Source organism: Streptomyces sp. H39-S7 (assembly GCF_027158205.1).
In the GTDB taxonomy this organism is placed as follows: Bacteria; Actinomycetota; Actinomycetes; order Streptomycetales; family Streptomycetaceae; genus Actinacidiphila.
Window position 1 is genome coordinate 54,028 of the sequence record NZ_JAPVLU010000019.1, and the last position, 23,284, is coordinate 77,311.

Annotated in this window: 23 protein-coding genes; 8 read left to right on the forward strand and 15 right to left on the reverse strand. The window is 71.5% G+C overall.

Translation table 11 applies throughout. The features are described from left to right. The first annotated feature begins 8 nt into the window (after positions 1-8). From O3X23_RS19785 to O3X23_RS19795, 3 genes are all read left to right on the forward strand, one after another. Entirely contained in the window at positions 9-821 is an 813-nt protein-coding gene (locus tag O3X23_RS19785; RefSeq protein ID WP_443047910.1) for a thiazole synthase, read from the forward strand. 115 nt (positions 822-936) lie between these two features. Next, positions 937-2,922 carry a Stk1 family PASTA domain-containing Ser/Thr kinase gene (gene pknB / locus O3X23_RS19790; RefSeq protein ID WP_269272760.1) on the forward strand — a complete coding sequence of 662 codons (1,986 nt, stop codon included), beginning with the start codon at positions 937-939 and terminating at the stop codon, positions 2,920-2,922. Further along, positions 2,910-3,788 (forward strand): deoxyribonuclease IV, encoded by an 879-nt coding sequence (locus O3X23_RS19795; protein WP_269272761.1) that lies wholly within the window; start codon positions 2,910-2,912, stop codon positions 3,786-3,788. Before pknB ends, O3X23_RS19795 begins: the two co-directional genes overlap by 13 nt. Here O3X23_RS19795 and O3X23_RS19800 read toward each other — a convergent pair. Continuing rightward, a complete protein-coding gene (locus tag O3X23_RS19800) occupies positions 3,785-4,399 on the reverse strand; it encodes a sulfite oxidase-like oxidoreductase (protein WP_269272762.1) in 615 nt (204 codons plus the stop codon). The two genes, O3X23_RS19795 and O3X23_RS19800, sit on opposite strands and share 4 nt — an antisense overlap. Positions 4,400-4,582: 183 nt before the next feature. Here O3X23_RS19800 and bfr point away from each other — a divergent pair, with 183 nt between their 5' ends. Then, complete coding sequence (gene bfr / locus O3X23_RS19805) at positions 4,583-5,062, forward strand: bacterioferritin (protein WP_269272763.1); 480 nt, start codon at positions 4,583-4,585, stop codon at positions 5,060-5,062. Between the two features lie 24 nt (positions 5,063-5,086). On the opposite strand, the gene O3X23_RS19810 is transcribed toward bfr, so the two are convergent. Continuing rightward, positions 5,087-5,323 (reverse strand): (2Fe-2S)-binding protein, encoded by a 237-nt coding sequence (locus O3X23_RS19810; protein ID WP_269272764.1) that lies wholly within the window; start codon positions 5,321-5,323, stop codon positions 5,087-5,089. Positions 5,324-5,448: 125 nt separating this feature from the next. Further along, positions 5,449-6,798 (reverse strand): class II 3-deoxy-7-phosphoheptulonate synthase, encoded by a 1,350-nt coding sequence (locus O3X23_RS19815; protein ID WP_269272765.1) that lies wholly within the window; start codon positions 6,796-6,798, stop codon positions 5,449-5,451. 255 nt (positions 6,799-7,053) lie between these two features. On the opposite strand from O3X23_RS19815, the gene O3X23_RS19820 reads away from it, so the two are divergent. Continuing rightward, positions 7,054-9,000 (forward strand): anthranilate synthase family protein, encoded by a 1,947-nt coding sequence (locus tag O3X23_RS19820; RefSeq protein WP_269272766.1) that lies wholly within the window; start codon positions 7,054-7,056, stop codon positions 8,998-9,000. Here the strand turns inward: O3X23_RS19820 and O3X23_RS19825 are convergent. From O3X23_RS19825 to O3X23_RS19845, 5 genes are all read right to left on the reverse strand, one after another. Beyond that, complete coding sequence (locus O3X23_RS19825; protein ID WP_269272767.1) at positions 8,984-9,610, reverse strand: uridine kinase family protein; 627 nt, start codon at positions 9,608-9,610, stop codon at positions 8,984-8,986. The genes O3X23_RS19820 and O3X23_RS19825 overlap by 17 nt on opposite strands. A gap of 133 nt (positions 9,611-9,743) precedes the next feature. After that, positions 9,744-10,772, reverse strand: coding sequence for a 6-phosphofructokinase (locus tag O3X23_RS19830; RefSeq protein WP_269272768.1), 1,029 nt, complete (start codon positions 10,770-10,772; stop codon positions 9,744-9,746). Positions 10,773-10,874: 102 nt separating this feature from the next. Then, on the reverse strand, positions 10,875-11,564 hold the full coding sequence (locus tag O3X23_RS19835) for a response regulator (RefSeq protein ID WP_269272769.1): 690 nt from the start codon (positions 11,562-11,564) through the stop codon (positions 10,875-10,877). 68 nt (positions 11,565-11,632) lie between these two features. Further along, positions 11,633-12,874, reverse strand: a complete 1,242-nt coding sequence (macS, locus tag O3X23_RS19840) for a MacS family sensor histidine kinase (RefSeq protein ID WP_269272770.1) — start codon at positions 12,872-12,874, stop codon at positions 11,633-11,635. Between the two features lie 32 nt (positions 12,875-12,906). Further along, positions 12,907-13,668: a lysophospholipid acyltransferase family protein gene (locus O3X23_RS19845; RefSeq protein WP_269272771.1), complete on the reverse strand. Its 762-nt coding sequence runs from the start codon at positions 13,666-13,668 to the stop codon at positions 12,907-12,909. 162 nt (positions 13,669-13,830) lie between these two features. Between O3X23_RS19845 and O3X23_RS19850 the strand changes: the two genes are divergently transcribed. Together O3X23_RS19850 and O3X23_RS19855 are read left to right on the forward strand one after the other, a co-directional pair. Further along, positions 13,831-14,607: an alpha/beta hydrolase gene (locus O3X23_RS19850; protein ID WP_269272772.1), complete on the forward strand. Its 777-nt coding sequence runs from the start codon at positions 13,831-13,833 to the stop codon at positions 14,605-14,607. Then, positions 14,600-15,181, forward strand: a complete 582-nt coding sequence (locus O3X23_RS19855) for a hypothetical protein (protein WP_269272773.1) — start codon at positions 14,600-14,602, stop codon at positions 15,179-15,181. Before O3X23_RS19850 ends, O3X23_RS19855 begins: the two co-directional genes overlap by 8 nt. A gap of 24 nt (positions 15,182-15,205) precedes the next feature. On the opposite strand, the gene O3X23_RS19860 is transcribed toward O3X23_RS19855, so the two are convergent. The 6 genes from O3X23_RS19860 to O3X23_RS19885 all read right to left on the reverse strand — a co-directional run bounded on the left by O3X23_RS19860 (position 15,206) and on the right by O3X23_RS19885 (position 19,990). Then, positions 15,206-15,967, reverse strand: a complete 762-nt coding sequence (locus tag O3X23_RS19860) for an endonuclease/exonuclease/phosphatase family protein (protein ID WP_443047904.1) — start codon at positions 15,965-15,967, stop codon at positions 15,206-15,208. A gap of 5 nt (positions 15,968-15,972) precedes the next feature. Beyond that, entirely contained in the window at positions 15,973-16,914 is a 942-nt protein-coding gene (locus O3X23_RS19865; RefSeq protein ID WP_269272774.1) for an ROK family glucokinase, read from the reverse strand. Between the two features lie 55 nt (positions 16,915-16,969). Then, positions 16,970-17,410, reverse strand: a complete 441-nt coding sequence (locus tag O3X23_RS19870) for a DUF5304 domain-containing protein (RefSeq protein WP_269272775.1) — start codon at positions 17,408-17,410, stop codon at positions 16,970-16,972. A gap of 64 nt (positions 17,411-17,474) precedes the next feature. Beyond that, positions 17,475-18,665, reverse strand: a complete 1,191-nt coding sequence (locus O3X23_RS19875) for an ArsA family ATPase (RefSeq protein ID WP_269272776.1) — start codon at positions 18,663-18,665, stop codon at positions 17,475-17,477. 5 nt (positions 18,666-18,670) lie between these two features. Next, positions 18,671-19,150: an SRPBCC family protein gene (locus tag O3X23_RS19880; RefSeq protein WP_269272777.1), complete on the reverse strand. Its 480-nt coding sequence runs from the start codon at positions 19,148-19,150 to the stop codon at positions 18,671-18,673. Positions 19,151-19,228: 78 nt separating this feature from the next. Further along, the gene (locus O3X23_RS19885) at positions 19,229-19,990 is read right to left on the reverse strand and encodes a metallophosphoesterase family protein (protein WP_269272778.1); all 762 of its coding nucleotides are present in this window, start codon (positions 19,988-19,990) and stop codon (positions 19,229-19,231) included. A 203-nt stretch (positions 19,991-20,193) separates the two neighbouring features. On the opposite strand from O3X23_RS19885, the gene O3X23_RS19890 reads away from it, so the two are divergent. Then, positions 20,194-21,990, forward strand: a complete 1,797-nt coding sequence (locus O3X23_RS19890) for an AMP-dependent synthetase/ligase (RefSeq protein WP_269272779.1) — start codon at positions 20,194-20,196, stop codon at positions 21,988-21,990. 79 nt (positions 21,991-22,069) lie between these two features. Here the strand turns inward: O3X23_RS19890 and O3X23_RS19895 are convergent, their stop codons facing one another. Next, positions 22,070-23,206 carry a glycosyltransferase family 4 protein gene (locus O3X23_RS19895; RefSeq protein WP_269272780.1) on the reverse strand — a complete coding sequence of 379 codons (1,137 nt, stop codon included), beginning with the start codon at positions 23,204-23,206 and terminating at the stop codon, positions 22,070-22,072. Between the last annotated feature and the right edge of the window lie 78 nt (positions 23,207-23,284).

The following is a 23,284-nucleotide window of genomic DNA, read 5'->3' on the forward strand; positions in this document are numbered from 1 at the left end:
TGCACGCTCTGTATCCCGACGACGACGACACGCTGCGGATCGCCGGCGTCCCCTTCACCTCCCGGCTGATCATGGGCACCGGCGGTGCGCCCAGCCTGGACATCCTCGAACAGGCGCTGCTCGCCTCCGGCACGGAGCTCACCACGGTCGCGATGCGCCGCCTCGACCCGGCGACGAAGGGTTCCGTGCTCTCCGTGCTCGCGAAGCACGGCATCCGGATCCTGCCCAACACGGCCGGCTGCTTCACCGCGGGCGAGGCCGTCCTCACCGCGCGGCTGGCCCGCGAGGCGCTGGGCACCGACTGGGTCAAGCTGGAGGTCATCGCCGACGAGCGCACCCTGCTGCCCGACACCGTCGAGCTGCTGGACGCCGCCGAGACCCTGGTCGACGACGGATTCACCGTCCTGCCCTACACCAACGACGACCCGGTGCTCGCCCGCAAGCTGGAGGACGTCGGCTGCGCGGCGATCATGCCGCTGGGCTCGCCGATCGGCTCCGGACTCGGGATCCGCAACCCGCACAACTTCCAGCTCATCACCGAGCGGGCGGGCGTCCCGGTCATCCTCGACGCGGGCGCCGGCACCGCGTCCGACGCGGCGTTCGCCATGGAGCTGGGGTGCGCCGCCGTGATGCTGGCGTCGGCCGTGACCCGCGCCCAGCGGCCGGTGCTCATGGCGGAGGCCATGCGGCACGGGGTGCGGGCGGGCCGGCTCGCGTTCCGGGCCGGACGCATCCCCCGGCGGCACCACGCCGCCGCGTCGTCACCGGTCGAGGGCGTGGCCGCGTTCGATCCCGAACGGCCCGCCTTCAGCGGGACCTGAGGGCGGTCCCGCGCTGCCACCCGGGTCACGGTTGCGTCCCGGATCGGTACGGGCGGGACACAGTACGGCCGTGTTCGGTGGGACGGGTCGGCGACGGCTCGTAGACTTCCGTGTCGTGGATACGACCCTGCAGGACCCCCTCGTCGGGCAGACGCTCGATGGCCGCTACCGGGTCGAGGCGCGCATCGCCGTCGGCGGTATGGCCACGGTCTACCGGGCTGTGGACACCCGCCTCGACCGTGTGCTCGCGCTGAAGGTGATGCACCCCGGGCTGGCGGCCGACGCCGGCTTCGTGGACCGCTTCATCTTCGAGGCCAAGGCCGTGGCCCGCCTCGCGCACCCGAACGTCGTCGGCGTGTACGACCAGGGCACGGACGGCACGTTCGTCTACCTGGCCATGGAGTACATCGCGGGCTGCACGCTGCGCGACGTGCTGCGCGAGCGCGGCGCCCTGCAGCCGCGGGCCGCGCTGGACATCCTGGAGCCGGTGCTGGCCGCGCTCGGCGCCGCGCACCGGGCCGGGCTGATCCACCGGGACGTGAAGCCGGAGAACGTCCTGATCGCCGACGACGGCCGGGTGAAGGTCGTGGACTTCGGCCTGGTCCGCGCGGTCGACACGAACACCAGCGTGACGACCGGCTCGGTGCTGGGCACCGTCTCGTACTTGGCGCCCGAGCAGATCGAGCACGGCACGATAGACCAGCGGACGGACGTGTACGCCTGCGGCGTGCTGCTGTACGAGATGCTGACCGGCGGGAAGCCGCACGTCGGCGGCACGCCGATGCAGGTCATCTTCCACGTCCTGAACGAGGACATCGCCGCGCCGTCGGAGGCCGTCCCCGGGCTGGCGCCCGCGCTGGACGCGCTCGTCGGGCGGGCCTCCGCCCGCGATCCGCAGCTGCGCCCCGAGGACGCCGTGGAGCTGCTGGCGCAGCTGCACGCCACCCGCCGGACGCTGAGCGAGGAGCAGCTGGACCTGGTGCCGCCCCGGGCGGTCCGGGACAGCACCGAGCCGGAGGACGCTGTTCCGGGCGCCGCCCGGCAGGGCGACCCGCGGAACAGCGCGCCGGACGAGGAGCTGACGAGCGTCATCTCGCGGCCGGTCCTGCCGGCCGAGGAGGAGCTCAACCGCACGAGCGTTCTCCAGCTTCCGCCGCCGCTGCCGCCGGCCCCGGCGGGTCCGCCGGGGCGGGGCGCGGGAGGGCACCGCCCCGCCCGCCGCGGCCCGCGGCGCGGCCTGCTCGCGCTGGTCTCGGCGGTGCTGCTGATCCTCGGGGTGGGGGCCGGTGTCTGGTACATCAGCGACGGCCAGTTCACCAAGGTTCCGGCCGTCCTGGCGCTGTCGCAGGCGGACGCGCAGCAGAAGCTCGACCAGGCGGGGCTGCACACGAAGATCGCCTCCAATTTCAGCCTCACCGTCCCCCGCGGCAAGGTGATCTCCACCGATCCCGGACCGGGTCAGCGCGTCCGCGACAACGCGGAGGTCACCCTGACCGTCTCCAAGGGGCCGCAGGAGGTCCATGTTCCGGACGTCACGGGCAAGACGCTGGCCGTGGCACAGGAGCAGATCAAGGGCGCGGCGCTGACGCCGGGCACGGTGACGCAGGGGTTCACGGAGGACGTGCCCAAGGGCGCCGTGATCTCCACGGACCCGCCGGCCGGTACGAAGCGCTCGCCGGACGCCGTCGTGTCGATCGTCGTCAGCAAGGGCGCCGCGGTCGAGGTTCCCGACGTGGTCGGGGAGTCGGTCGCCGACGCGCAGCAGACGCTGCAGGAGGCCGGGCTGATCGTCGTGCTCGCCCCGGACAAGGTCTTCTCGGACGTCGCCGACAAGGACGAGGTGGCCGTGCAGACGCCGGAGAAGGGCACCCAGGCGGGTGAGGGCGACACCGTCACCATCACGATCTCCAAGGGGCTGCAGCTCTTCGACGTGCCGGACGTGAAGGGCAGGAACTCGGGCGAGGCGCGGCAGATCCTCAAGGCCGCGGGCTTCGACATCCGGGTGATGCACGCCTTCTTCGGCGACACGGTGTTCAGCCAGTCCCCGGAGGGGGGCAAGCAGGCGCCCAGGGGCGCGACGATCACCGTGTGGGTCCGGTGAACCGCAATCCCGTCGGCGGCCACGTGCATGTGGCCGGCGGCCTTGCGACCGTCGGGCTGGCCAACGCCGAGCGGCTGACGGCCGAGGCCGTGCAGGTCTTCGTGGCCAACCCGCGCGGCTGGGCCACGCCGCCCGGCGATCCGCGGCAGGACGAGCTGTTCCGTGCGGGCCGCGCCGCCGGCGAGGTGCCCGCGTACGTGCACGCCCCCTATCTGATCAATTTCGGCTCGGACACGGCCGCGACGGTGGAGAGGTCGGTGGAGTCGCTGCGGCACTCACTGCGCCGGGGCCGGGAGATCGGCGCGCTGGGCGTCGTGGTGCACACCGGGTCCGCGACGGGCGGCCGCCCCCGCTCGGCGGCTCTCGCGCAGGTGCGGGAGCACATGCTGCCGCTGCTCGACGAGCTCACGCACGACGACGACCCATGGCTGCTGCTGGAGCCCACGGCGGGACAGGGCGCCTCGCTCTGCTCGCTGGTCGAGGACCTGGGCCCGTACGCCGACGCCCTGGACCGGCACCCGCGGCTGGGGGTCTGCCTGGACACCTGCCACGCCTTCGCGGCCGGGCACGACATGGCGGCGCCCGGCGGGATGAAGCTGCTGCTGGACGAGCTGGTGGACACCGTCGGCGAGGGCCGGCTGAAGCTGATCCATGCCAACGACTCAAAGGATGTGAGCGGGGCTCACAAGGACCGGCACGAGAACATCGGCGCCGGTCACATCGGCGCGGAGCCGTTCCGCGAGCTGTTCCACCACCCCGCCACCGCCGGGGTTCCGCTGATCATCGAGACCCCGGGCGGCCCCGAGGGCCATGCCGCGGACGTGGCGCTGCTCAAGTCCCTGCGGGACGGACCGCGGGACGCCTAGAGTTCCGGGCCGTCCCCGGGCTCCTCCTGGTAGGAGTAGCGCTGCTCCGACCACGGATTGCCGACATTGTGATAGCCGCGCTCCTCCCAGAAGCCGCGGCGGTCGGCGGTCATGTACTCCACGCCCCTGACCCATTTGGGTCCCTTCCAGGCGTAGAGGTGCGGAACCACCAGCCGGGCCGGGAAACCGTGCTCCGCGGTCAGCGGTTCGCCACCCTTATGGGTCGCGAATATCGACTTGTCGTCGGAGAAGTCCTCGATCTTGAGGTTCGAGCTGAACCCGTACTCGGCCCAGACCATCACGTGCGTGACGCCGGGCGCCGGGGGCGCGAGCCGCAGGACCGTCGCGGCGGAGACGCCGCCCCACTCCATGCCAACCATGCTGAACTTCGTCACGCAGTGGAAGTCGGCGGTCACGATGGAGTACGGCAGCGCCGAGAACTCCTCGTGGTTCCAGCAGTGCTTGTCCCCGTCGGCCGTGGCTCCGAAGACCCGGAACTCCCACCGGTCCGGCTTGAAGCGCGGAACGGGACCGTAGTGGGTGACCGGCCAGCCCCGCTGTAGCCGCTGCCCCGGGGGAAGCTCTCCCGCGCGGCTTTCGGACTGACCCATGGCTCCATGGTGACAGACCGGACGCAGTGCTTCTGACAGGACTGCGCCCGATTCGGGACCGCCCTGCCCACCGGGCGTACCGCCGTCGGCACCGGATGTAAGCGTGCACTTACTGGATCAGCCCGCCCCGCGGTGCAAGGATGCGGCCATCTTGTCGATTCCCTTTGGAAGGACGGCGTTGCCATGCAGGGCGACCCCGAGGTCATCGAGTTCCTCAACGAACAGCTGACCGCAGAGCTGACCGCGATCAATCAGTACTTCCTGCACGCGAAGATGCAGGAGAACTTCGGTTGGACGAAGCTCGCGAAATACACGCGCTCGGAGTCCATCGACGAGATGAAGCACGCCGAGGTGCTGACCGACCGCATCCTCTTCCTCGACGGCCTGCCGAACTACCAGCGGTTGTTCCACGTACGGGTGGGCCAGACGGTCACCGAGATGTTCCAGGCCGACCGCCAGGTCGAGGCCGAGGCCATCGACCGCCTCAAGCGCGGCATCGAGGTCATGCGGACCAAGGGCGACATCACCTCGGCGAACATCTTCGAATCGATCCTCGCCGACGAGGAGCACCACATCGACTACCTCGACACCCAGCTCGAACTGGTCGAGAAGCTCGGCGAACCGCTCTACATCGCCCAGCTCATCGAACAACCCGAGAGCTGAGGAGTGGCCGCGCGGCCGGGAGGTTCAGGCCGCTTCGGCCATCGGCTCGTCCGTGGCCGCCAGCCGGGCCGCGACGGGCTGCGCCGCAGGCGTGGCCGTGCGGCCGAGGAGTGCCTGGATGCGCTTGACGCACGAACCGCAGTCGGTGCCGGCCTTGCAGGCCGAGGCGAGCTTGCGGGGGCTGCAGGCGCCGGAATCCGCGTGCTGCCTGACCTGCTGCTCGGTGATGCCGAAGCAAGAGCACACGTACACGCGGTTCACCCCTCTCGGGCGCCTGGGCTGAGGTTACCCTTACCTTACCCGGCGCGTCCGTAGGTGAAAAGCGGCAAGGGGCGCGGATCTGTGTGATCCGCGCCCCTTGTTCTGCTTACCGCCCATCCGCAGGGCTACTGGCCCCGGTACATCTCGGCGACCAGGAATGCCAGGTCGAGCGACTGGCTGCGGTTCAGCCGCGGGTCGCAGGCCGTCTCGTAGCGCTGGTGGAGGTCGTCGACGAAGATCTCGTCGCCGCCGCCCACGCACTCGGTCACATCGTCACCGGTCAGCTCGACGTGGATACCGCCCGGGTGGGTGTTCAGGCCCTTGTGGACCTCGAAGAAGCCCTTGACCTCGTCCAGCACGTCATCGAAACGCCGCGTCTTGTGCCCCGACGCCGCCTCGTAGGTGTTGCCGTGCATCGGATCGGTCACCCAGACCACCTGCGCGCCCGACGCGGTGACCTTCTCCACCAGCGTCGGGAGCTTGTCCCGGACCTTGTCCGCACCCATCCGCACGATGAACGTCAACCGGCCCGGCTCACGATCCGGGTCCAGCCGGTCGATGTACGTCAACGCCTCCTCCGGCGTCGTCGTCGGGCCCAGCTTGATCCCGATCGGATTGCGGATCTTCGACGCGAACTCGATGTGCGCCCCGTCCAACTGCCGGGTCCGCTCACCGATCCACACCATGTGCCCCGACGTGTCGTACAACGCGCCGGTCCGCGAATCCACCCGCGTCAGCGACGACTCGTAGTCCAGCAGCAGCGCCTCGTGCGACGCGTAGAACTCCACCGTGCGGAACTCCGCCGGATCGGTCCCGCAGGCCGCCATGAAGTTCAACGCGTTGTCGATCTCCCGCGCCAGCGCCTCGTAGCGCTGACCGGACGGCGAGGACTTCACGAAGTCCTGATTCCACGCGTGCACCTGCCGCAGATCCGCGTAGCCACCGGTGGTGAACGCCCGCACCAGGTTCAACGTCGACGCCGAGGCGTTGTACATCCGCTTGAGCCGCTCCGGATCCGGAACCCGCTCCTTCTCGGTGAACGCGAACCCGTTGACCGAGTCACCCCGGTACGTCGGCAGCGTCACCCCGTCCCGCGTCTCCGTCGGCTTCGACCGCGGCTTCGAGTACTGACCGGCGATCCGGCCCACCTTCACCACCGGCACCGACGCCGCGTACGTGAGCACGGCGCCCATCTGCAGCAGCGTCTTCAGCTTGTTGCGGATCTGGTCCGCCGACACGGCATCGAACGCCTCGGCACAGTCACCGCCCTGCAGCAGGAACGCCTCACCACGGGCCACCGCACCCAGCCGGGCACGCAACTGATCACACTCGCCCGCGAAGACGAGAGGCGGATACGACTCGAGCTCCGCGAGCACAGTGCGCAACGCCTCGGAGTCCGGGTACTCAGGCTGCTGCGCCGCGGGAAGGGATCGCCAGGTGTCTCCACCGGCTGCGGGGTTAGCGTTCACGGTCACACGACCACACTACGGGGTGACGACACGCGGAATCCGACGCCGCCCATTGGATGAGACGAGCCCCACTGCGCGGCCTCCCGTGCGTTAGGGTTTCGCACATGTTCGCGCAACAGCAAACCAACTGGTGGTGGCCCGCTCCATCGGCGGCCCACCTCATCGCGCGTACGTAAAGACCGACCGCGAAGGCCGCCCAAGGGGCGGCCTTTTCTGTTTCCCGGCCGCTCCCTCCGTTGTTCCCCATCGGAAGGACCCGCCGTGCATCCCGTCTCCAGCACCGAAACCACCGCCGCCTCCCTCGTCGAGCGGCTGCTCTCCCCCGGCTGCCCACCGTTCGCCCTGCTCCGCCGCCGGACCCCGGGCCATGACACCGACCTCGTCGAAGTGCTCCTGGGACAGGTCACCGAGGCCGGGCTGCTGACGGACATCACCCTGCCGGACGGCTCACCGGGTGACGGCCCGGCGCTGGACGCCCTCGCGCTGGTGCCGTTCCGGCAGATCCGCGAGCGCGGCTTCGACGTCCGCGACGACGGGACGCCACTGGCCGTGCTGCGTCCCGACGAGACGTACGAGCTGCCGTTGGCGGACGTCCTCGCCGCGCTCCCGGACGAGGAGGTGACGGTCGACGACGGCGCGTTCGACGTGGACGACGACACCTACGCCGAGATCGTCGAGCGGGTGATCAAGGACGAGATCGGCCGCGGCGAGGGCGCCAACTTCGTCATCCGGCGGACCTTCAGGGGGCAGATCGAGGGCTACGGGCCGCGCTCCGCGCTCGCCCTCTTCCGGAAGCTCCTCAGCGGCGAGCGCGGCGCGTACTGGACGTACGCCGTGCACACCCCGGACCGCACGCTGGTGGGCGCCAGCCCCGAGGTGCATGTGCGGATGGCGGGCGGCACCGTCGTGATGAACCCGATCAGCGGCACCTACCGCTATCCCGTCACCGGCCCCGACCCCGAGGGGCTGCTCGCCTTCCTGCATGACGCCAAGGAGGTGGAGGAGCTGACGATGGTGGTCGACGAGGAACTGAAGATGATGTGCACCGTCGGCGACCTCGGCGGTGTGGTGGTCGGGCCGCGGCTCAAGGAGATGGCCCACCTCGCGCACACCGAGTACGAGCTGCGCGGCCGCACCACCATGGACGTGCGGGACGTGCTGCGCGAGACGATGTTCGCCGCGACCGTCACCGGCTCACCGGTACAGAACGCCTGCCGGGTGATCGAGCGGTACGAACCGGGAGGACGCGGCTACTACGCGGGGGCGCTGGCCCTGATCGGCCGCGACGCGTCCGGCACCCGGACGCTGGACTCGCCGATCCTGATCAGGACCGCGGACATCGACCCCGCCGGGCAGCTGAAGGTGCCGGTCGGCGCGACGCTGGTCCGGCACTCCGATCCGCGCGGCGAGGTCGCCGAGACCCACGCCAAGGCGGCCGGGGTGCTGACCGCGCTGGGGGTGCGGCCGGCCACCGAGCGCGCCCCCGAGCCGGCGTTCCGGCTGGCCGACGACATCCGGGTGCGGGCCGCGCTGGACGCCCGGCGGGCCAACCTGGCGCCGTTCTGGCTGCGGATGCAGGTCGAGCCGTCCGCCGCCGACCGGCTCGCGCCGACGGCGCACGCGCTGGTGATCGACGCGGAGGACACCTTCACCGCGATGCTCGCCCACGTGCTGCGCTCGTCCGGCCTGGGCGTCACCGTACGGCGCTTCGACGAGCCGGGCCTGCGGGAGGCGGCGCTGTCCCACGAGGGCCCGGTCGTGCTCGGCCCGGGCCCCGGCAACCCGGCCGACGCCCACGACCCGAAGATGCGCTTCCTGCGCGCCCTCGCCGCCGACCTGGTCAGGGACCACCGGCAGGGGCTGCTCGGCGTGTGCCTGGGCCAGGAGCTGCTCGCGGCGGAGCTGGGCCTGGACATCGTGCGCAAGGACGTCCCCTTCCAGGGCGCCCAGGAGCGCATCGACTTCTTCGGCCGGCCGGAGACCGTCGGGTTCTACAACACCTTCACGGCACGCTGCGACGACGCGACCGCCGAGGAGCTCGCCACCCACCAGGTGGAGCTGAGCCGCGACCCCGCCACCGGTGACGTGCACGCGATGCGCGGACCGGGATTCGCGGGCGTGCAGTTCCACCCCGAGTCGGTGCTCACCCTGAACGGCACGGCGATCACGGCGGAGCTGCTGGCCGCCGTTCTCACGCCGTCTCGCTGAACGCCGAGGCGTCCAGCACGGGATCGGCGAGCACCGGCCCGATCAGCATCATCACCTCGGCGATCATCCGGAACTCGTCGGCGGTGCCGTCGACCACCAGGTCGGCCAGGGCCCGGGAGGGGGCGACATGCGCGGCATGCCGTTCCCTCCCGGTCTCCAGGTAGTTCAGCAGCGACAGCCGCGGGTCCTGCCGCTGGACGTCGATCTTGCGGAGGATCTTGCGGGCGAGCCGGATGTCGTCCGGGGTGTCGACGTACACCCGCCACGTCGCACGGTTGGCGACGGACGGCAGGGTGAGGGCGAACAGGCCCTCGACGACGACCAGCCGGTGCCGGCCCGAGGTGGCCGCGGCCTCGATCGCCGCGACCACCGCGAGCTCGTCGATCGAGCCGGGATGGTTCCAGTCCAGGACCTCGGACCCGCTCGCACTGACCGTGCGCACGCCGCGCACGGTGTCGTGCGCGGGCACGTAGTAGTCATCGAGGTGGATCAGGCCGATGGTGTCGTGATGGTGCAGCGACAGCGCCTCGGCAAGGGTCGACTTGCCCGATGCGGTGCCGCCTGCGACCGCCAGTACAGGTGTGCGCCACCTGTTCGTCACACCCGTCATACCGGGCGCTCCTCATGTGCTCAAAGGGGAAAAACGAAGCGGCCGGATGAGACTTCGTCTGAGCCGGGTGGACGGAGAATAAGGCGCACTGATCGTCTGCTGCAAGCAGTGATGTTCCCGCGATGTTCAAGGTTCAGCCAAAGAAGACCCCGGCCTCCGTGTAGAGCTTCGGATCGACCGTCTTGATCCGTGCGGTGGCCTCCGAAATCGGCACCCGGACGATGTCCGTGCCGCGCAGCGCGACCATCTTCCCGAAGTCCCCGTCGCGCACCGTGTCGATGGCGTGCAGGCCGAACCGGGTGGCCAGCCAGCGGTCGAACGCGCTGGGTGTCCCGCCGCGCTGGACGTGCCCGAGCACCGTGGTGCGGGCCTCCTTGCCGGTGCGCTTCTCGATCTCCTTGGCGAGCCATTCGCCCACGCCGGAGAGGCGGACGTGACCGAAGGAGTCCAGGGTGCCGTCCTTGAGCACCATGTCCCCGTCCTTCGGCATGGCGCCCTCGGCGACGACCACGATGGGGGCGTAGCGGATCTTGAACCGGCTCTCCACCCAGCCGCAGACCTGGTCGACGTCGAAGCGCTGTTCCGGGATGAGGATGACGTTGGCGCCGCCGGCCAGCCCCGAGTGCAGGGCTATCCAGCCGGCGTGCCGGCCCATCACCTCGACGACGAGGACACGCATGTGCGATTCGGCAGTGGTGTGCAGCCGGTCGATGGCTTCGGTGGCGATGTTGACGGCCGTGTCGAAGCCGAAGGTGTAGTCGGTGGCCGACAAGTCGTTGTCGATGGTCTTGGGAACGCCGACGCACGGGATGCCGTGCTCGTCGGAGAGGGTCGCGGCCACCCCCAGGGTGTCCTCGCCGCCGATCACGATGAGGGCGTCGACCCCGAACTCCGCGAGGTTCTCCCCCACCCGGCGGATACCGTTCTCGATCTTGAGCGGATTGGTGCGCGAGGAACCGAGGATGGTGCCACCGCGCGGCAGGATGCCCCGCACCGCGGGAATCTCGAGCGGCACGGTGTCGCCCTCGAGGGGGCCCCGCCAACCGTCCCTGAAGCCGAGGAACTCGTAGTCGTACTCCTGGACACCCTTGCGCACGATCGCCCGGATGACCGCATTGAGACCGGGGCAGTCACCACCACCGGTCAGTACTCCGACCCGCATGGACCCTTCCCTTCGCCAGCATTGCGTCGCATTGCCCTACCGGAATCCAACTCGGGCAACGCTAGCGTGACTTGGGTCACATGGGGGATGGGACGAACAGGGTCATTCGCCGTCGAGACCGCGTTCGATCGCGTAGCGGACCAGTTCCACCCGGTTGTGCAACTGCAGCTTGCCGAGGGTGTTCTGCACGTGGTTCTGCACGGTGCGGTGCGAGATGACGAGCCGTTCGGCGATCTGCTTGTAGCTCAGGCCCTTCGCGACCAGGCGCAGCACCTCCGTCTCGCGGTCCGTCAGCCGCGGCGCCCGGGGCTCGTCCGAGGACGCGGGGGCCGGGTCGGAGGCCAGCCGCCGGTACTCGCCCAGGACCAGCCCGGCCAGGCCGGGGGTGAAGACCGGGTCGCCGATCGCCGTCCTGCGGACCGCCTCCACCAGCTCGTCGCGGCCCGCGGACTTGAGCAGGTAGCCGGTGGCGCCGGACTTCACGGCCTCCAGCACGTCCTCGTGCTCGCCGCTGGCCGACAGCACCAGCACCCGCAGCGCGGGGTTGTCCGCGACCGCCTCCTTGCAGACCTGGACCCCGGACATCCCCGGCAGGTTCAGGTCCAGAACGATGACCTCGGGCATCGCCGCCCTGGCCCGGCGGACGGCCTCGGGCCCGTCCCCCGCCGTCGCCACCACCTGGTAGCCGGCCTCCGACAGGTCCCGGGCGACCGCGTCCCGCCACATCGGGTGGTCGTCGACCACCATCACCTTCACGGTGTGGTCCTGCTCGGGCTGGGTGTCCCCCGCCATGTGACTGCCTCTCGTCCGGCCGAATTCCGCTGCCGGGGCAACTGTACAAACGGTGCGGCAGGCGGCTCTCAGAGCGTCGCGTGCCGCTTGGGGAGTCGGAGTTCGACCTCGGCGCCCTGGCCGGGGGTGGTGATGAGGGTGGCGGTGCCGCCCAGGTCGCGCAGGCGGCCGCGGATGGACTGGGCGACGCCGAGCCGGCCCTCCTGTTCGGCGTCGGCGAGCCGGCCCTCCGGGATGCCGGGGCCGTCGTCGCGGACACTGACGAGGATCTCGCCGGGCTCGTCCTCCAGCAGGATCCAGGCGTGGGCCCGTTCACCGGCGTGCGTGCGGACGTTGTCGAGGGCGGCGCCGACGGCCGCCGCGAGTTCGGCGGCGGCGTGCGCGTCGACCAGGACCGGGGTGCCCGGCGCCGAGATCGTCACCTGGGAGCTGCCGTAGGGCGTGAGCAGGGCCCGTACGTCGCACGGGCCGAGTGCGGCGTCCGCGGCCTCCTGGTCGGCCTCGGCGGCGCCGGTGCGCGAGCGCAGCGCAGCGAGCAGCCGGCCGCGGCGGACCGCGGCGGCGTTCTCGGCGGAGCGGGGGTCGGGGACGAAGCCGTCGGAGACCAGCGCCCGCAGCGCGGACTCCTGCTCGCCGGCCATCCTGCCGAGCGCCGCGGCCTCGCCGCCCGCCTCGGTGCCCCGGCGCTGGACCATGGCCAGCACCTGGAGCACGTTGTCGTGGATGTCGCGGGCCAGCCGCTCCCGCTCACGGGTGGCCGCCTCGATCTGCAGCGCGCGGGCGAGGGTCCGCTCGCTGGCGCGGGCGACCTCGACGACGTAGCCGATGGCGATGCTCGCCACCCACACCAGCAGGACGTTGTGCAGGCTGTCGCGGGCGAAGGAGCCGCGCTCGACGACGTTGGCGATGCCGACGAGCGTGGAGGCGACGGCCGCCCAGCGCCAGCCGCCCTTGATCGCGAAGGCGAGGACGGAGCCGGCCGTCCAGATGGACGGCAGCGTCGGGCCTCCCTCGACGACCCGCAGGTGCGTGTCGATGACGGGGGTGAGCAGGATCCCGGTCAGCGCGAGGGTGAGGTCGGCGACGAGGAACCGCTTGGTGCACCGCTCCGCGGAGCGCACCCGCCCCAGGGTGAGGAACGTCCAGACGGTCAGCACCGCCATGTACGCGGCCGCCGCCGGCGGGTGGCGGTACTCCCCGTAGGCCTCGCCGAACAGGGCCAGCGCGTAGGCGAGGGTGAGCAGCCGGTAGGCGGTCAGCGCACGCCACAGCGGTGCCTCGACGGACATCCCGATCGTCTTCGCCGCCATCGCTCCCCCTCCCCCGAGGCCCGGCCGGTTCCTCAGGACCCGGTCGCCGGCCCTTCCTTCTCCAGTGCGGCCTTCTCGGACTTCTCCAGCTCGGCCGACCGCTTGGCCTCCTCCGCGATCTGGCGCTTCGCGGCGGTGGCGTAGATGTCCACGTACTCCTGGCCGGAGAGCTTCATGATCTCGTACATGACCTCGTCGGTCACCGAGCGCAGGATGAAGCGGTCGCCCTCCATGCCGTGGTAGCGGCTGAAGTCGAGCGGCTTGCCGATCCGGATGCCGGGACGCACCGAGACCTTGGGCAGCACCTTGCCGGGCGGCTGCACCTTCTCGGTGTCGATCATCGCGACGGGGATCACCGGCGCCCCGGAGGCCAGCGCCACCCGGGCCAGGCCGCCGGGCTTGCCCCGGTAGAGCCTGCCGTCGGGCGAGCGGGTGCCTTCGGGGTAGATGCCGAAGAGCTCACCGCGCTCCAGCACCTGGAGCCCGCTCTTGACCGCCGCCTCGCCGGCGCCGCGCGCGCCCGAGCGGTCCACCGGGAGCTGGCCGACGCCCTTGAAGAACGCGGCCGTCAACTTCCCCTTCACACCGGGGGAGGTGAAGTACTCCGCCTTGGCGATGAAGGTGACCGGCCGGTCGAGCATCGCGGGGAGGAAGAAGGAGTCCGAGAAGGAGAGGTGATTGCTGGCAAGGATCGCCGGCCCCTCCTTGGGGATGTTCTCGATACCTTCCACCCAGGGGCGGAAGGCGAGCTTGAGCGGCGAGCCGATCGCGAGCTTCATCGCGCCGTAGAACAACCGAGGACCTCCTGTAGCTGACGCCAAGACCTTAACGCCAGTTCTGCCCCGGCACTCCCCGCGTCCACGCGGCGGGGCTTGGCGACGGGGCTTACCGGGGGGTATCCGGGCCGCGTACGCTGAACTCCTGCCACCCTCCCCGCGGCGAACAGGAGTCCCACGGTGCCGCTCATGCCCGGAGCCGAGCCGTACAGCCACGACGGTGGCGAAGTCGGTGTCCTGCTCTGTCACGGATTCACCGGCACACCGCAGTCCATGCGCCCCTGGGGCGAGTATCTGGCCGCCCGCGGCCTGACTGTCTCCTTGCCGTTGCTGCCGGGTCACGGCACCCGCTGGCAGGACATGCAGCAGACCGGCTGGCAGGACTGGTACGCCGAGGTCGACCGCGCGCTGCGCGAGTTGTCCGCGCGCTGCTCGCAGGTCTTCGTCTGCGGGATGTCGATGGGCGGCGCCCTGACGCTGCGGCTCGCCGAGCGGCACGGGAACGCGATCACCGGCATCGTCCTGGTCAACCCCTCGGTCAAGGCCGACAGCCACCAGCTCAAGGCGGTTCCGGTGCTGCGCCACCTGGTGCCGTCGGTGCCGGGCATCACCAGCGACATCGCCAAGGAGGGCGGCGTCGAGGTCGGCTACGACCGGACGCCGCTGCACGCCGTCCACTCCCTCAGCCGTTTCTGGAAGCTCGTCAGAACCGGACTGCCGCAGGTGACGCAGCCGTTGCTGCTGCTGCACAGCCGGGTGGACCATGTGGTCCACCCGTCGAACACCGCGGTCGTCCTCAGCAAGGTCTCCTCGGTCGACGTCACCGAGACGGTGCTGGAGCGCAGCTACCACGTGGCGACGCTGGACCATGACGCGGAACAGATCTTCGAGGAGTCCTACGGATTCATCCGGCGCCTGGCGCCCGCGGTGGACAAGGAGGTGACCGCCAGTGGCTGAGCGCGAGGAGGAGCAGGTTCCGGACGAGACGGCTCCCGACGCGTCCGAGCCGGCCGTCGCGGACACCGCCGACGGGGCGGACCGTCCGCCGCTGGACGAGGACGCCGCCTGGGCCGAGCTGATCGCCGGCTTCGACGACGAGCCCGAGCCGGGGACCGGCTCCTGGCCCGACGCCGAGAACCTCTCGCCCGCCAAGCCCGGCGACAGCGCCGACGACGGTGACAAGGACGGCGCCGAGGACGGGGCCGGCCCGCCGGCCCGCAGCATCGTCGTCCACCCGGTGATCCACGGCCCGCGCGACTACACGGCCGCCGAGGACGAGGACGAGGGCCACTACGTGCCGCCCGAGCCCCCGCCGCTCCCGGAGGCCGACGTCACGACGAAGTTCGCCTGGCTCGCGGTGCTGGGCGGACCGCTGCTGCTGATCGTGTTCATCCTGCTCCGGCAGGAGATCACCTGGTGGGTCATGACGCTGGGCGTCGGCGGGTTCGTCGGCGGCTTCTGCACGCTCGTCACACGGCTGCGCACGGGCGAGGACGACGACGAACTGCCGGGTGGCGGCGCGGTCGTCTGACCGCCGCGGCGGCGGGAAGCGCCGTCAGGCGCCGGACGGGGTCGCCGGGATCCGGAACGCGGCCAGCACCGGCAGGTGGTCGGTGGCGGCGGACAGGTCCGCCGGATCGACGCCGGGAAGGCCGTTCGGCACGCCGCACCCGAGCACCTCGACGCCGTGCGTCGCGAAGATCGCGTCGATCCGCTGGTGCGGGTTGTCCGGCTCGGAGGTGTACTCGCCACCCCACGGCTTGGTGGCCCAGGCGTCCTGGAGCTCCGCCGACAGCCGGCCGAACGCACGGCCGTCCGGGTGGTCGTTGAGGTCGCCGCCGGCCACGGCGTGCGGCTCGCCCATCTCCGCGAGCCGTTCCAGGAGCAGCTCGGACTGCCCTTCGCGCTCGGCCGCGCTCAGGCTGAGGTGGCAGCTGACGACCGAGAGCCGGGCGCCGCCGATCCGTACGACGGCGGTGGCGAAGCCGCGCTGGTGCAGGCCGGGAGTGCGCGGCAGCAGGATGTCCTCGGTGCGCTCGACGTGGGCGCGCAGCGAGGAGAGGATCATCGGTCCCGCGGCGGTGGCGCCGCCGGTGACGGTGACCAGGTCGCACTCGTGGGCGAGCCAGGCGGTGGGCTTGCGCCAGCGGAAGAAGCGCGGCGCTTCCTGGAGCAGGACGAGGTCGGGGGCGCAGGCCCGGATCACCCGGGCGAGCGCCCCCCTGTCGTCCCGCATGGAGCGGATGTTGTAGCTGAGCACGCGGACCACCGCCGAGTCACCCGGCGCGGTGGACGAGGGCGGCAGATCCGCGAGCACGGTGGTCAGCCCTGCCGGGCCAGGTCGGCGGCGCCGACCAGTCCTGCCTTGCCGCCGAGCTGCGCGGCGAGCACCTGGGCGTGCGGCCGGTACTGACCGCCGACCAGCCAGCGGCGGAAGGACTTGCGGATCGGGTCGAGCACCAGCTCGCCCTCGTCCGAGACCCCGCCGCCGACGATGAACGCCGACGGGTCGAAGAGCGAGGCCAGGTCGGCCAGGCCCGCGCCCGCCCAGCGGGCCAGCTCACGGAACGAGTCGACCGCTACCGCGTCACCGCCCCGCGCTGCCTCGCTGACGTGCTTGCCCTCGATGGCCTCGGGGGTGCCGTCGCCGAGGGAGAGCAGCAGCTCCGCGTTCTCCGGCGTCGCCGCCGCGCGCTGCTGCGCGTAGCGGACGAGAGCGCGCCCGGAGGCGTACTGCTCCCAGCAGCCCTGGCTGCCGCAGCCGCACAGCAGTCCGTCCGGCACCATCCGGACGTGGCCGAACTCGCCGGCCACACCGAACCGGCCGCGGTGCAGCTTGCCGCCGATGATGATGCCGCCGCCGAGACCGGTGCCGAGGGTGATGCACACGACGTCGTCGTGACCCTGGCCCGCACCGAACTTGTATTCGCCCCACGCCGCCGCGTTCGCGTCGTTCTCGACGATGACGGGAAGGCCGACGCGCTGCTCGACCTTGTCCTTGAGCGCTTCGTGCCGCCAGTTGATGTTCGGCGCGAAGAGCACGGTGGCACGCTTGTCGTCCACGTAACCGGCCGCGCCGATGCCGACCGCGTCGACCTCGTGGTCGGTGCTGACGGTGCGCACCGCGTCCGCGATGGCGTCCACGACTGCCTCGGGGGTCGCCGGGGTCGGCACCTTGCACGTCTCAAGAATCGAGCCGTCCTCATCGACTACGCCGGCCGCGATCTTTGTGCCGCCGATGTCGACGCCGATGGTGAGTCCCATGTGTCCCTCAGTTTTCGGTCGATCCCCGCTTCGTCCAACCGTACCGGAGGGGAGGTCAGTCGAGGTCGATGTGCTCACTGGATGAGCCGGTGGATGATGCGGGCGGTGTCTCCGGGGCACGCCGTCCGGCCGTCGAATCCCCCGCGGACCTCGCGGTCCACCGGGTTTCGTGTCCCGCGACGACCGAGCGGTAGGCCGCGAGCAGCTCCACGCCGGCCGACGACAGGTGCTCGAATACCTCGGGGTTGCGCTCGCGGATGGGCTCGACAACCGACTTGACCTGCGAGATCACGCTCTGGGCGGCAAGGGTCACCGCCGGGTTGCGGAACTCGGCGAGCTTGTCGGTCACGGCCTCGGCGAGCCGTCGCAGCTCTTCCGCGGCGCTGCCGACGCCCTGTCCCGCCTGCTCACGCCGGCGCGCGTTCTCGGCGGCCGTGTCCTCGGCGCTGGCCTTGGCCCACGCGTCGGCGTCGGGCCGGTCCGTGGTCTCGCTCATGACGGTCTCCCTCGCGGCGCTCCGGGGTTGTTCTACCGACGGTACCCGAATGGACGCATGGCGTTCAGCGCGGCCAGAGGTCGGGGTCCGGCGCGAACCGGACCTCGAGCGCCCCGTCGCGCAGCGCCGCGCCGTCGACGGTGCAGCGCCGCAGGGCGGAGGGCAGCGGGAGGATCCGGCGGAATCCCGCGGCGTCGACCACGAGTTCGTCACCCCGGCGCACCAGTCCGAGACCCTCACGGGTGGCGCCCGGCAGGGGCAGCCGCCAGCGGAAACGGCCCTCGTCGCCGAGTTGGTCCGTCACGGTCCACGGGTTGGCGGCGCGCCCGTCCGCCCTTTCCGGCCGCGCGGGCGGTCCCGGCGGTACGGCGGCGAGCGCGGTGAGGTCGTCGGCGCCGTGCGGTTCCCTTCCCAGGTGCGGCAGTTCATGGACCGCCGTACCGGTTCCGGCCAATTCGGCGCGCAGCGCGGCGAGTTCCTTGCGCTGTCCGCCGGACAGCTCGGCGAGCCAGGGGTCGGGCGAGTCGTCCGGCAGCAGCCGGTTGGCGACCACGGCCTCCAGCCGGTGCCCGAAGAGCGCCAGTCCGGTGCGGGCGGTGCCGACCGCGCCGGCCGCCGCCCGGCCGGGCTCGACGACCAGCCGCACGGTGGTGCCCGCGTCCTCGATCACCGCCTGCGCGGCGGCGAGGTCGCGGTCGGCGCGCTCGGCGGCCTCGTACGCCCACTGGGCCGGCATCGGCACGCCCGCGAGCTGGGCGAGCATCGGGCGCAGCGCCCTGGCCGCCTGGCGCTGGACGGGAACGAGCCGCCGCAGGTAGCGGCGCAGTTGCTCGGGGAGGGCGAGGGCGGCGAGCGCGGCGGGGGTGGCCGGCAGGTCGACGACGACCACGTCCCAGCCGGCGGACGCGTCGGCCGACTCGCGCAGGGCGCGCAGCAGGGCCAGCGAGTCCGAGCCGGGCAGCTCGGTGAGCTCCTCGGGGTCCAGCGGTTCGGCGCCCAGCAGGTCCAGGAGGGAGCCGAGCCGGGACTGGTCGTCCCGGGCGTCGGCGCGGAAGGTCGCCTGGGTGTCTATCCGGTGGGCGAGCAGTCCGGGCACCGTGGTCCGGTCCCCGTCGAGCACGCCGACGGGGGACGCGCCGCGGTCCGTGGTCAGCAGCAGGGTGCGGGCGCCCTCCCGGGCCGCGCTCACCGCCGTGGCGGCGGCCACCGTGGTGCGGCCCGCGCCACCGGCGCCGGTGACCAGGACCGTGCGCACGGCCCTCAGCTCTTGTCGGGCGGGCTGTCGGACGCGCCGGCGGGCGGGCCGGACTCGACGCGCTTCTTCAGACCGGCCAGGGCGCGGTCGATGATGACCTTCTCGGCCTTGCGCTTGATCATGCCGAGCATCGGGATCTTGACGTCGACCGTCAGCTGGTACGTGACCTCGGTGCGCGCGCCGCCGTCCAGCGGGGCGACGGCGTACGAGCCGTCCAGGGTGCGGAGCATCTGGGACTTGACCAGCGACCAGTGGACCTCGCTGTCGCCGACCCAGCGGTAGGCGAGCGTGTGGTCGTCCTTGATCGCGCCGGCGTCCAGCAGCAGCCGTACCTGCTCGGCGCGGCCCCGGTCGTCGGCGGAGAGGATCTCCGCCTCCTTCACCTCACCCGTCCACTCCGGGTAGCGGTTGAAATCGGCGATGACGCCCATGACGTCCGCCGGTGCCGCCTCGATGGTGATGCTCGACTTGGTGTGTTCCGCCATCGCTGTGGCCCCTCCGGGACTTCGCGCCGTATGTCTGGGTCTGCTGGTGCAGGCTACCGCCTGCCGGTCGAACAGCTGTCACCACTCCAGGGCCCATGGCCTGCGGGTGGCGTTGAAGTGTCCGACGTTGACGCATTCCGTCCTGTCGATCCGCATCCGCGGGACCAGCGGCTGGTGGACGTGGCCGAAGAGGGCGTACTTCGGGCGGGTGGTGCGGATCGCGTCGAGCAGCGCCTCGCTGCCGCGTTCGAAGCGGCGGGCGACGGTGTCGTAGCAGAGCTCGGGAACCGCGGGCGGGATGTGCGAGCAGAGCACGTCGACCGGGCCGAGCGCGGCGACCTTCGCGGCGTACTCGGCGTCGTCGATCTCGTAAGGGGTGCGCATCGCCGTCCGCAGGCCGCCGCCGACGAAGCCGAAGACCAGGCCGCCGATCTCGGCGGTGGAGCCGTCCAGGACCGTGGTGCCCTCGGTCGCGTACTCGGACCACAGGGCCGGAATGTCGACATTGCCGTACGTGGCGTACGTCGGCGCCGGAAAGGCGGCGAACAGTTCGGCGTACTGCTTCCGCACGGCGGTCTCGATGGCGCCGCGCCGGTCGATGCCCTCCCACAGCTCGCGGTCGAGGACGCGGGCCTCCTCGAAGCGCCTGGCGGTCCGCAGCGCGACCATGCGGGACGCGTTCGCCGCGCCGAACAGGTCGGGGAAGATGCCCCGCGAGTGATCGGCGTAGTCCAGGAAGAGCACGAGGTCGCCGAGGCAGATCAACGCGTCCGCGCCGTCCCCCGCCCGGGCCAGGGCCTCCGCCGCACCGTGCACATCACTCACCACATGGACCCGCATGGCCGTAACCCTATCGCCGGTTACCTGCGGGTCACCGAGCGCCTGGACTACTGTTCGCGGAGCGGTTCACCAGCACTCCTGGGTATGTGATGCATAAAACATCTGTACTGCACCCCTATCGCGAAAGCTTTACCGGTGGGTAACGTCCAGGCCGTCCAACTATCCCTCCGGGTGCGCCGTCGCGCCGATGAGGAGCACCAGCCTTGCGTGAGTTCAGCCTTCCGGCCCTTTACGAGGTCCCAGCGGACGGCAACCTGACGGATCTGATCCGCCGCAACGCCGCTCAGCACCCAGCTGTTCCGGTGATCGCCCGCAAGAACGCGGGCGGTGAATGGCAGGACGTCACCGCTACCGACTTCCTCGCCGAGGTCAGAGCCACCGCCAAGGGGCTGATCGCCTCCGGCGTGCAGCCCGGCGACCGGGTCGCCCTGATGTCGCCCACCCGCTACGAGTGGACGCTCTTCGACTTCGCGATCTGGAGCGCCGGCGCGGTCGCCGTGCCGGTCTACGAGACGTCCTCGGCCGAACAGGTCGAGTGGATCCTCGGCGACTCGGGCGCGGTCGCCTGCATCGTCGAGTCCGGCGCCCACGAGGCCGCCGTCGCCTCGGTGCACGACCGGCTCCCCGAGCTCAAGCACGTCTGGCGGATCGACGCCGGCGCGGTGGAGCACCTGGTCTCGGTCGGCAGCGACATCTCCGACAAGGTCGTGGACGACCGCGGGGCGACCGCCGTCGCGGACTCCCCCGCCACGATCGTGTACACCTCCGGGACCACCGGCCGCCCCAAGGGCTGCGTGCTGAGCCACCGGGCCTTCTTCGCCGAGTGCGGCAACGTGGTGGAACGCCTCGCCCCGCTGTTCAGGACCGGCGACTCCTCGGTGCTGCTCTTCCTGCCGCTCGCCCACGTCTTCGGCCGGCTGGTCGAGGTGGCGAGCGTGATGGCCCCGATCAAGCTCGGGCACGTCAGCGACATCAAGCACCTCACCGACGAGCTGGCCGCCTTCCGGCCGACGATGATCCTGGGCGTGCCCCGGGTCTTCGAGAAGGTGTACAACTCGGCGCGGGCCAAGGCGCAGGCCGACGGCAAGGGCAAGATCTTCGACAAGGCCGCGGACACCGCGATCGCCTACAGCCGGGCGCTGGACTCCACCGGCGGCCCGTCGGTCGGCCTGAAGTTCAAGCACAAGGTCTTCGACCGGCTGGTCTACAGCAAGCTGCGCGCCGTCCTCGGCGGCCGCGCCACGCACGCCATCTCCGGCGGCGCGCCGCTGGGCGAGCGGCTCGGGCACTTCTACCGGGGCATCGGCTTCACCGTCCTGGAGGGGTACGGCCTCACCGAGTCCTGTGCGGCCACCGCGTTCAACCCCTGGGACCGTACGAAGATCGGCACGGTAGGCCAGCCGCTGCCCGGCTCCACGGTGCGGATCGCCGACGACGGCGAGGTGCTGCTGCACGGCGAGCACCTGTTCTCCGGCTACTGGAACAACGAGACGGCCACCGCCGACGCGGTCTCCGACGGCTGGTTCCACACCGGTGACCTGGGCACGGTCGACGAGGACGGCTACCTGTCCATCACCGGCCGCAAGAAGGAGATCATCGTCACGGCCGGCGGCAAGAACGTCGCCCCCGCCGTGATCGAGGACCGCATCCGGGCCGACGCGCTGATCGCCGAGTGCATGGTGGTCGGCGACGGCAAGCCGTTCATCGCCGCGCTCGTCACCCTGGACGAGGAGTTCCTGCCCCGCTGGGCGGAACAGCACGGCAAGGCCGGCCGCGGCGTCGCCGAGCTGGCCACGGACCCGGAGCTGCTGGCGGCCGTGCAGCACGCCGTGGACCAGGGCAACGCGGCCGTCTCCAAGGCCGAGTCGGTGCGCAAGTTCCAGATCCTGCCGAACCAGTTCACCGAGGAGTCCGGCCACGTGACGCCGTCGCTGAAGCTGAAGCGCAACGTCGTCATGAAGGACTTCGCGGGCGAGATCGAGGCGCTCTACCAGCACTGACTCCCAGCGCTGAGCGCGGGCACGGCGAAAAGCGGCTCCCCCGGACCCGGTCCGGGGGAGCCGCCGCGCGTCATGGCCCCTACAGCAGCGACTTCAGACGTTCCGCCAGCAGATCCCAGCGCCACGCCTCCTCGACCCAGCGCCGCCCCCGCTCGCCCATGCGGCGGCGCAGCTCCGGGTCGTCCAGCAGCGTGACGATCCGGTCCGCCGCCTGAGCGGGCGAACCGCCGGGCACCACCCAGCCGGTCTCGCCGTCCAGCACCGCGTCCGGGGCGCCGCCCGAGTCCCCCGCCACCACCGGCAGCCCGGTCGCCGAGGCCTCCAGGTAGACGATGCCGAGGCCCTCGACGTCGAGCCCGCCGCGGCGGGTCCTGCACGGCATGGCGAAGACGTCGCCCGCGCCGTAGTGGGCGGGCAGCTCCTCCCAGGGCACCGATCCGGTGAAGCGCACGGAGTCGGTGACGCCGGTCCGCGCCGCGAGCTCGGCCAGGTCGTCGGCGTACGGTCCGCCACCGACCACCAGCAGCACCGCGTCGGGCACGGCGGCCAGGATCCGCGGCATCGCGAGGATCAGGGTGTCCTGCCCCTTGCGCGGCACCAGCCGCGAGACGCACACCACCACCGGCCGGTCCGCGAGGCCGAGCGCGGACCGTACCGCCGCGCCGCCCGAAGCCGGGTGGAAGGTCTTCTCGTCGACGCCGGGCGGCAGGTGCACCATCCGCGCCGCCGCGCCGGGTGTGAGCGCCTCCGCGATCCGCGACCGCGTGTACTCACCCAGATAGGTGATCGTGTCCGTGCCCTCGCCGATCCGGCGCAGCAGTTGCCGGCTCGCCGGGAGCTGCGCCCAGGCCGCCTCGTGGCCGTGCGTGGTGGCGACGAGCCTGCGGGCGCCCGCCCGGCGCAGCGCGGGGGCCATCAGCCCCAGCGGCGCCGCCGCTCCGAACCACACCGACGAGCAGCCGTGCTCGCGCAGCAGTCCCGCCGCGCGGCGGGTCACGCCGGGGGTGGGCAGCAGCATCATCGTCCGGTCGCGGATCACCGGGAAGGGCTGCTCGGCGTCGAAGTGCTCGACCTCACCGCCGTCCGGCCCCTTCCACGTCGAGGCGTACACGACCACCTGTCCGGGGTCCAGCCGCAGCGCCATGCTGTGCACGAAGGACTGGATGCCGCCGGGCCGGGGCGGGAAGTCATTGGTGACGATCAAGGTCTTGTCCATCGCCGCCGAGAGTAGCCGACGGGGGCCCGGCGGACCCGTGTCCCGGCCGCGTTCCCGGTCAGGGTCCGCGGCCGCGTG

Excerpts from the sequence above, each read along its gene's own strand:
- O3X23_RS19800 (WP_269272762.1), bottom strand. The coding sequence starts at position 4,399 with ATGGGTCAGTCCGAAAGCCGCGCGGGAGAGCTTCCCCCGGGGCAGCGG.
- bfr (WP_269272763.1), top strand. The coding sequence starts at position 4,583 with ATGCAGGGCGACCCCGAGGTCATCGAGTTCCTCAACGAACAGCTGACC.
- O3X23_RS19825 (WP_269272767.1), bottom strand. The coding sequence starts at position 9,610 with ATGACGGGTGTGACGAACAGGTGGCGCACACCTGTACTGGCGGTCGCA.
- O3X23_RS19830 (WP_269272768.1), bottom strand. The coding sequence starts at position 10,772 with ATGCGGGTCGGAGTACTGACCGGTGGTGGTGACTGCCCCGGTCTCAAT.
- O3X23_RS19835 (WP_269272769.1), bottom strand. The coding sequence starts at position 11,564 with ATGGCGGGGGACACCCAGCCCGAGCAGGACCACACCGTGAAGGTGATG.
- macS (WP_269272770.1), bottom strand. The coding sequence starts at position 12,874 with ATGGCGGCGAAGACGATCGGGATGTCCGTCGAGGCACCGCTGTGGCGT.
- O3X23_RS19865 (WP_269272774.1), bottom strand. The coding sequence starts at position 16,914 with ATGGGACTCACCATCGGCGTCGACATCGGCGGCACAAAGATCGCGGCC.
- O3X23_RS19870 (WP_269272775.1), bottom strand. The coding sequence starts at position 17,410 with ATGAGCGAGACCACGGACCGGCCCGACGCCGACGCGTGGGCCAAGGCC.
- O3X23_RS19880 (WP_269272777.1), bottom strand. The coding sequence starts at position 19,150 with ATGGCGGAACACACCAAGTCGAGCATCACCATCGAGGCGGCACCGGCG.
- O3X23_RS19885 (WP_269272778.1), bottom strand. The coding sequence starts at position 19,990 with ATGCGGGTCCATGTGGTGAGTGATGTGCACGGTGCGGCGGAGGCCCTG.
- O3X23_RS19895 (WP_269272780.1), bottom strand. The coding sequence starts at position 23,206 with ATGGACAAGACCTTGATCGTCACCAATGACTTCCCGCCCCGGCCCGGC.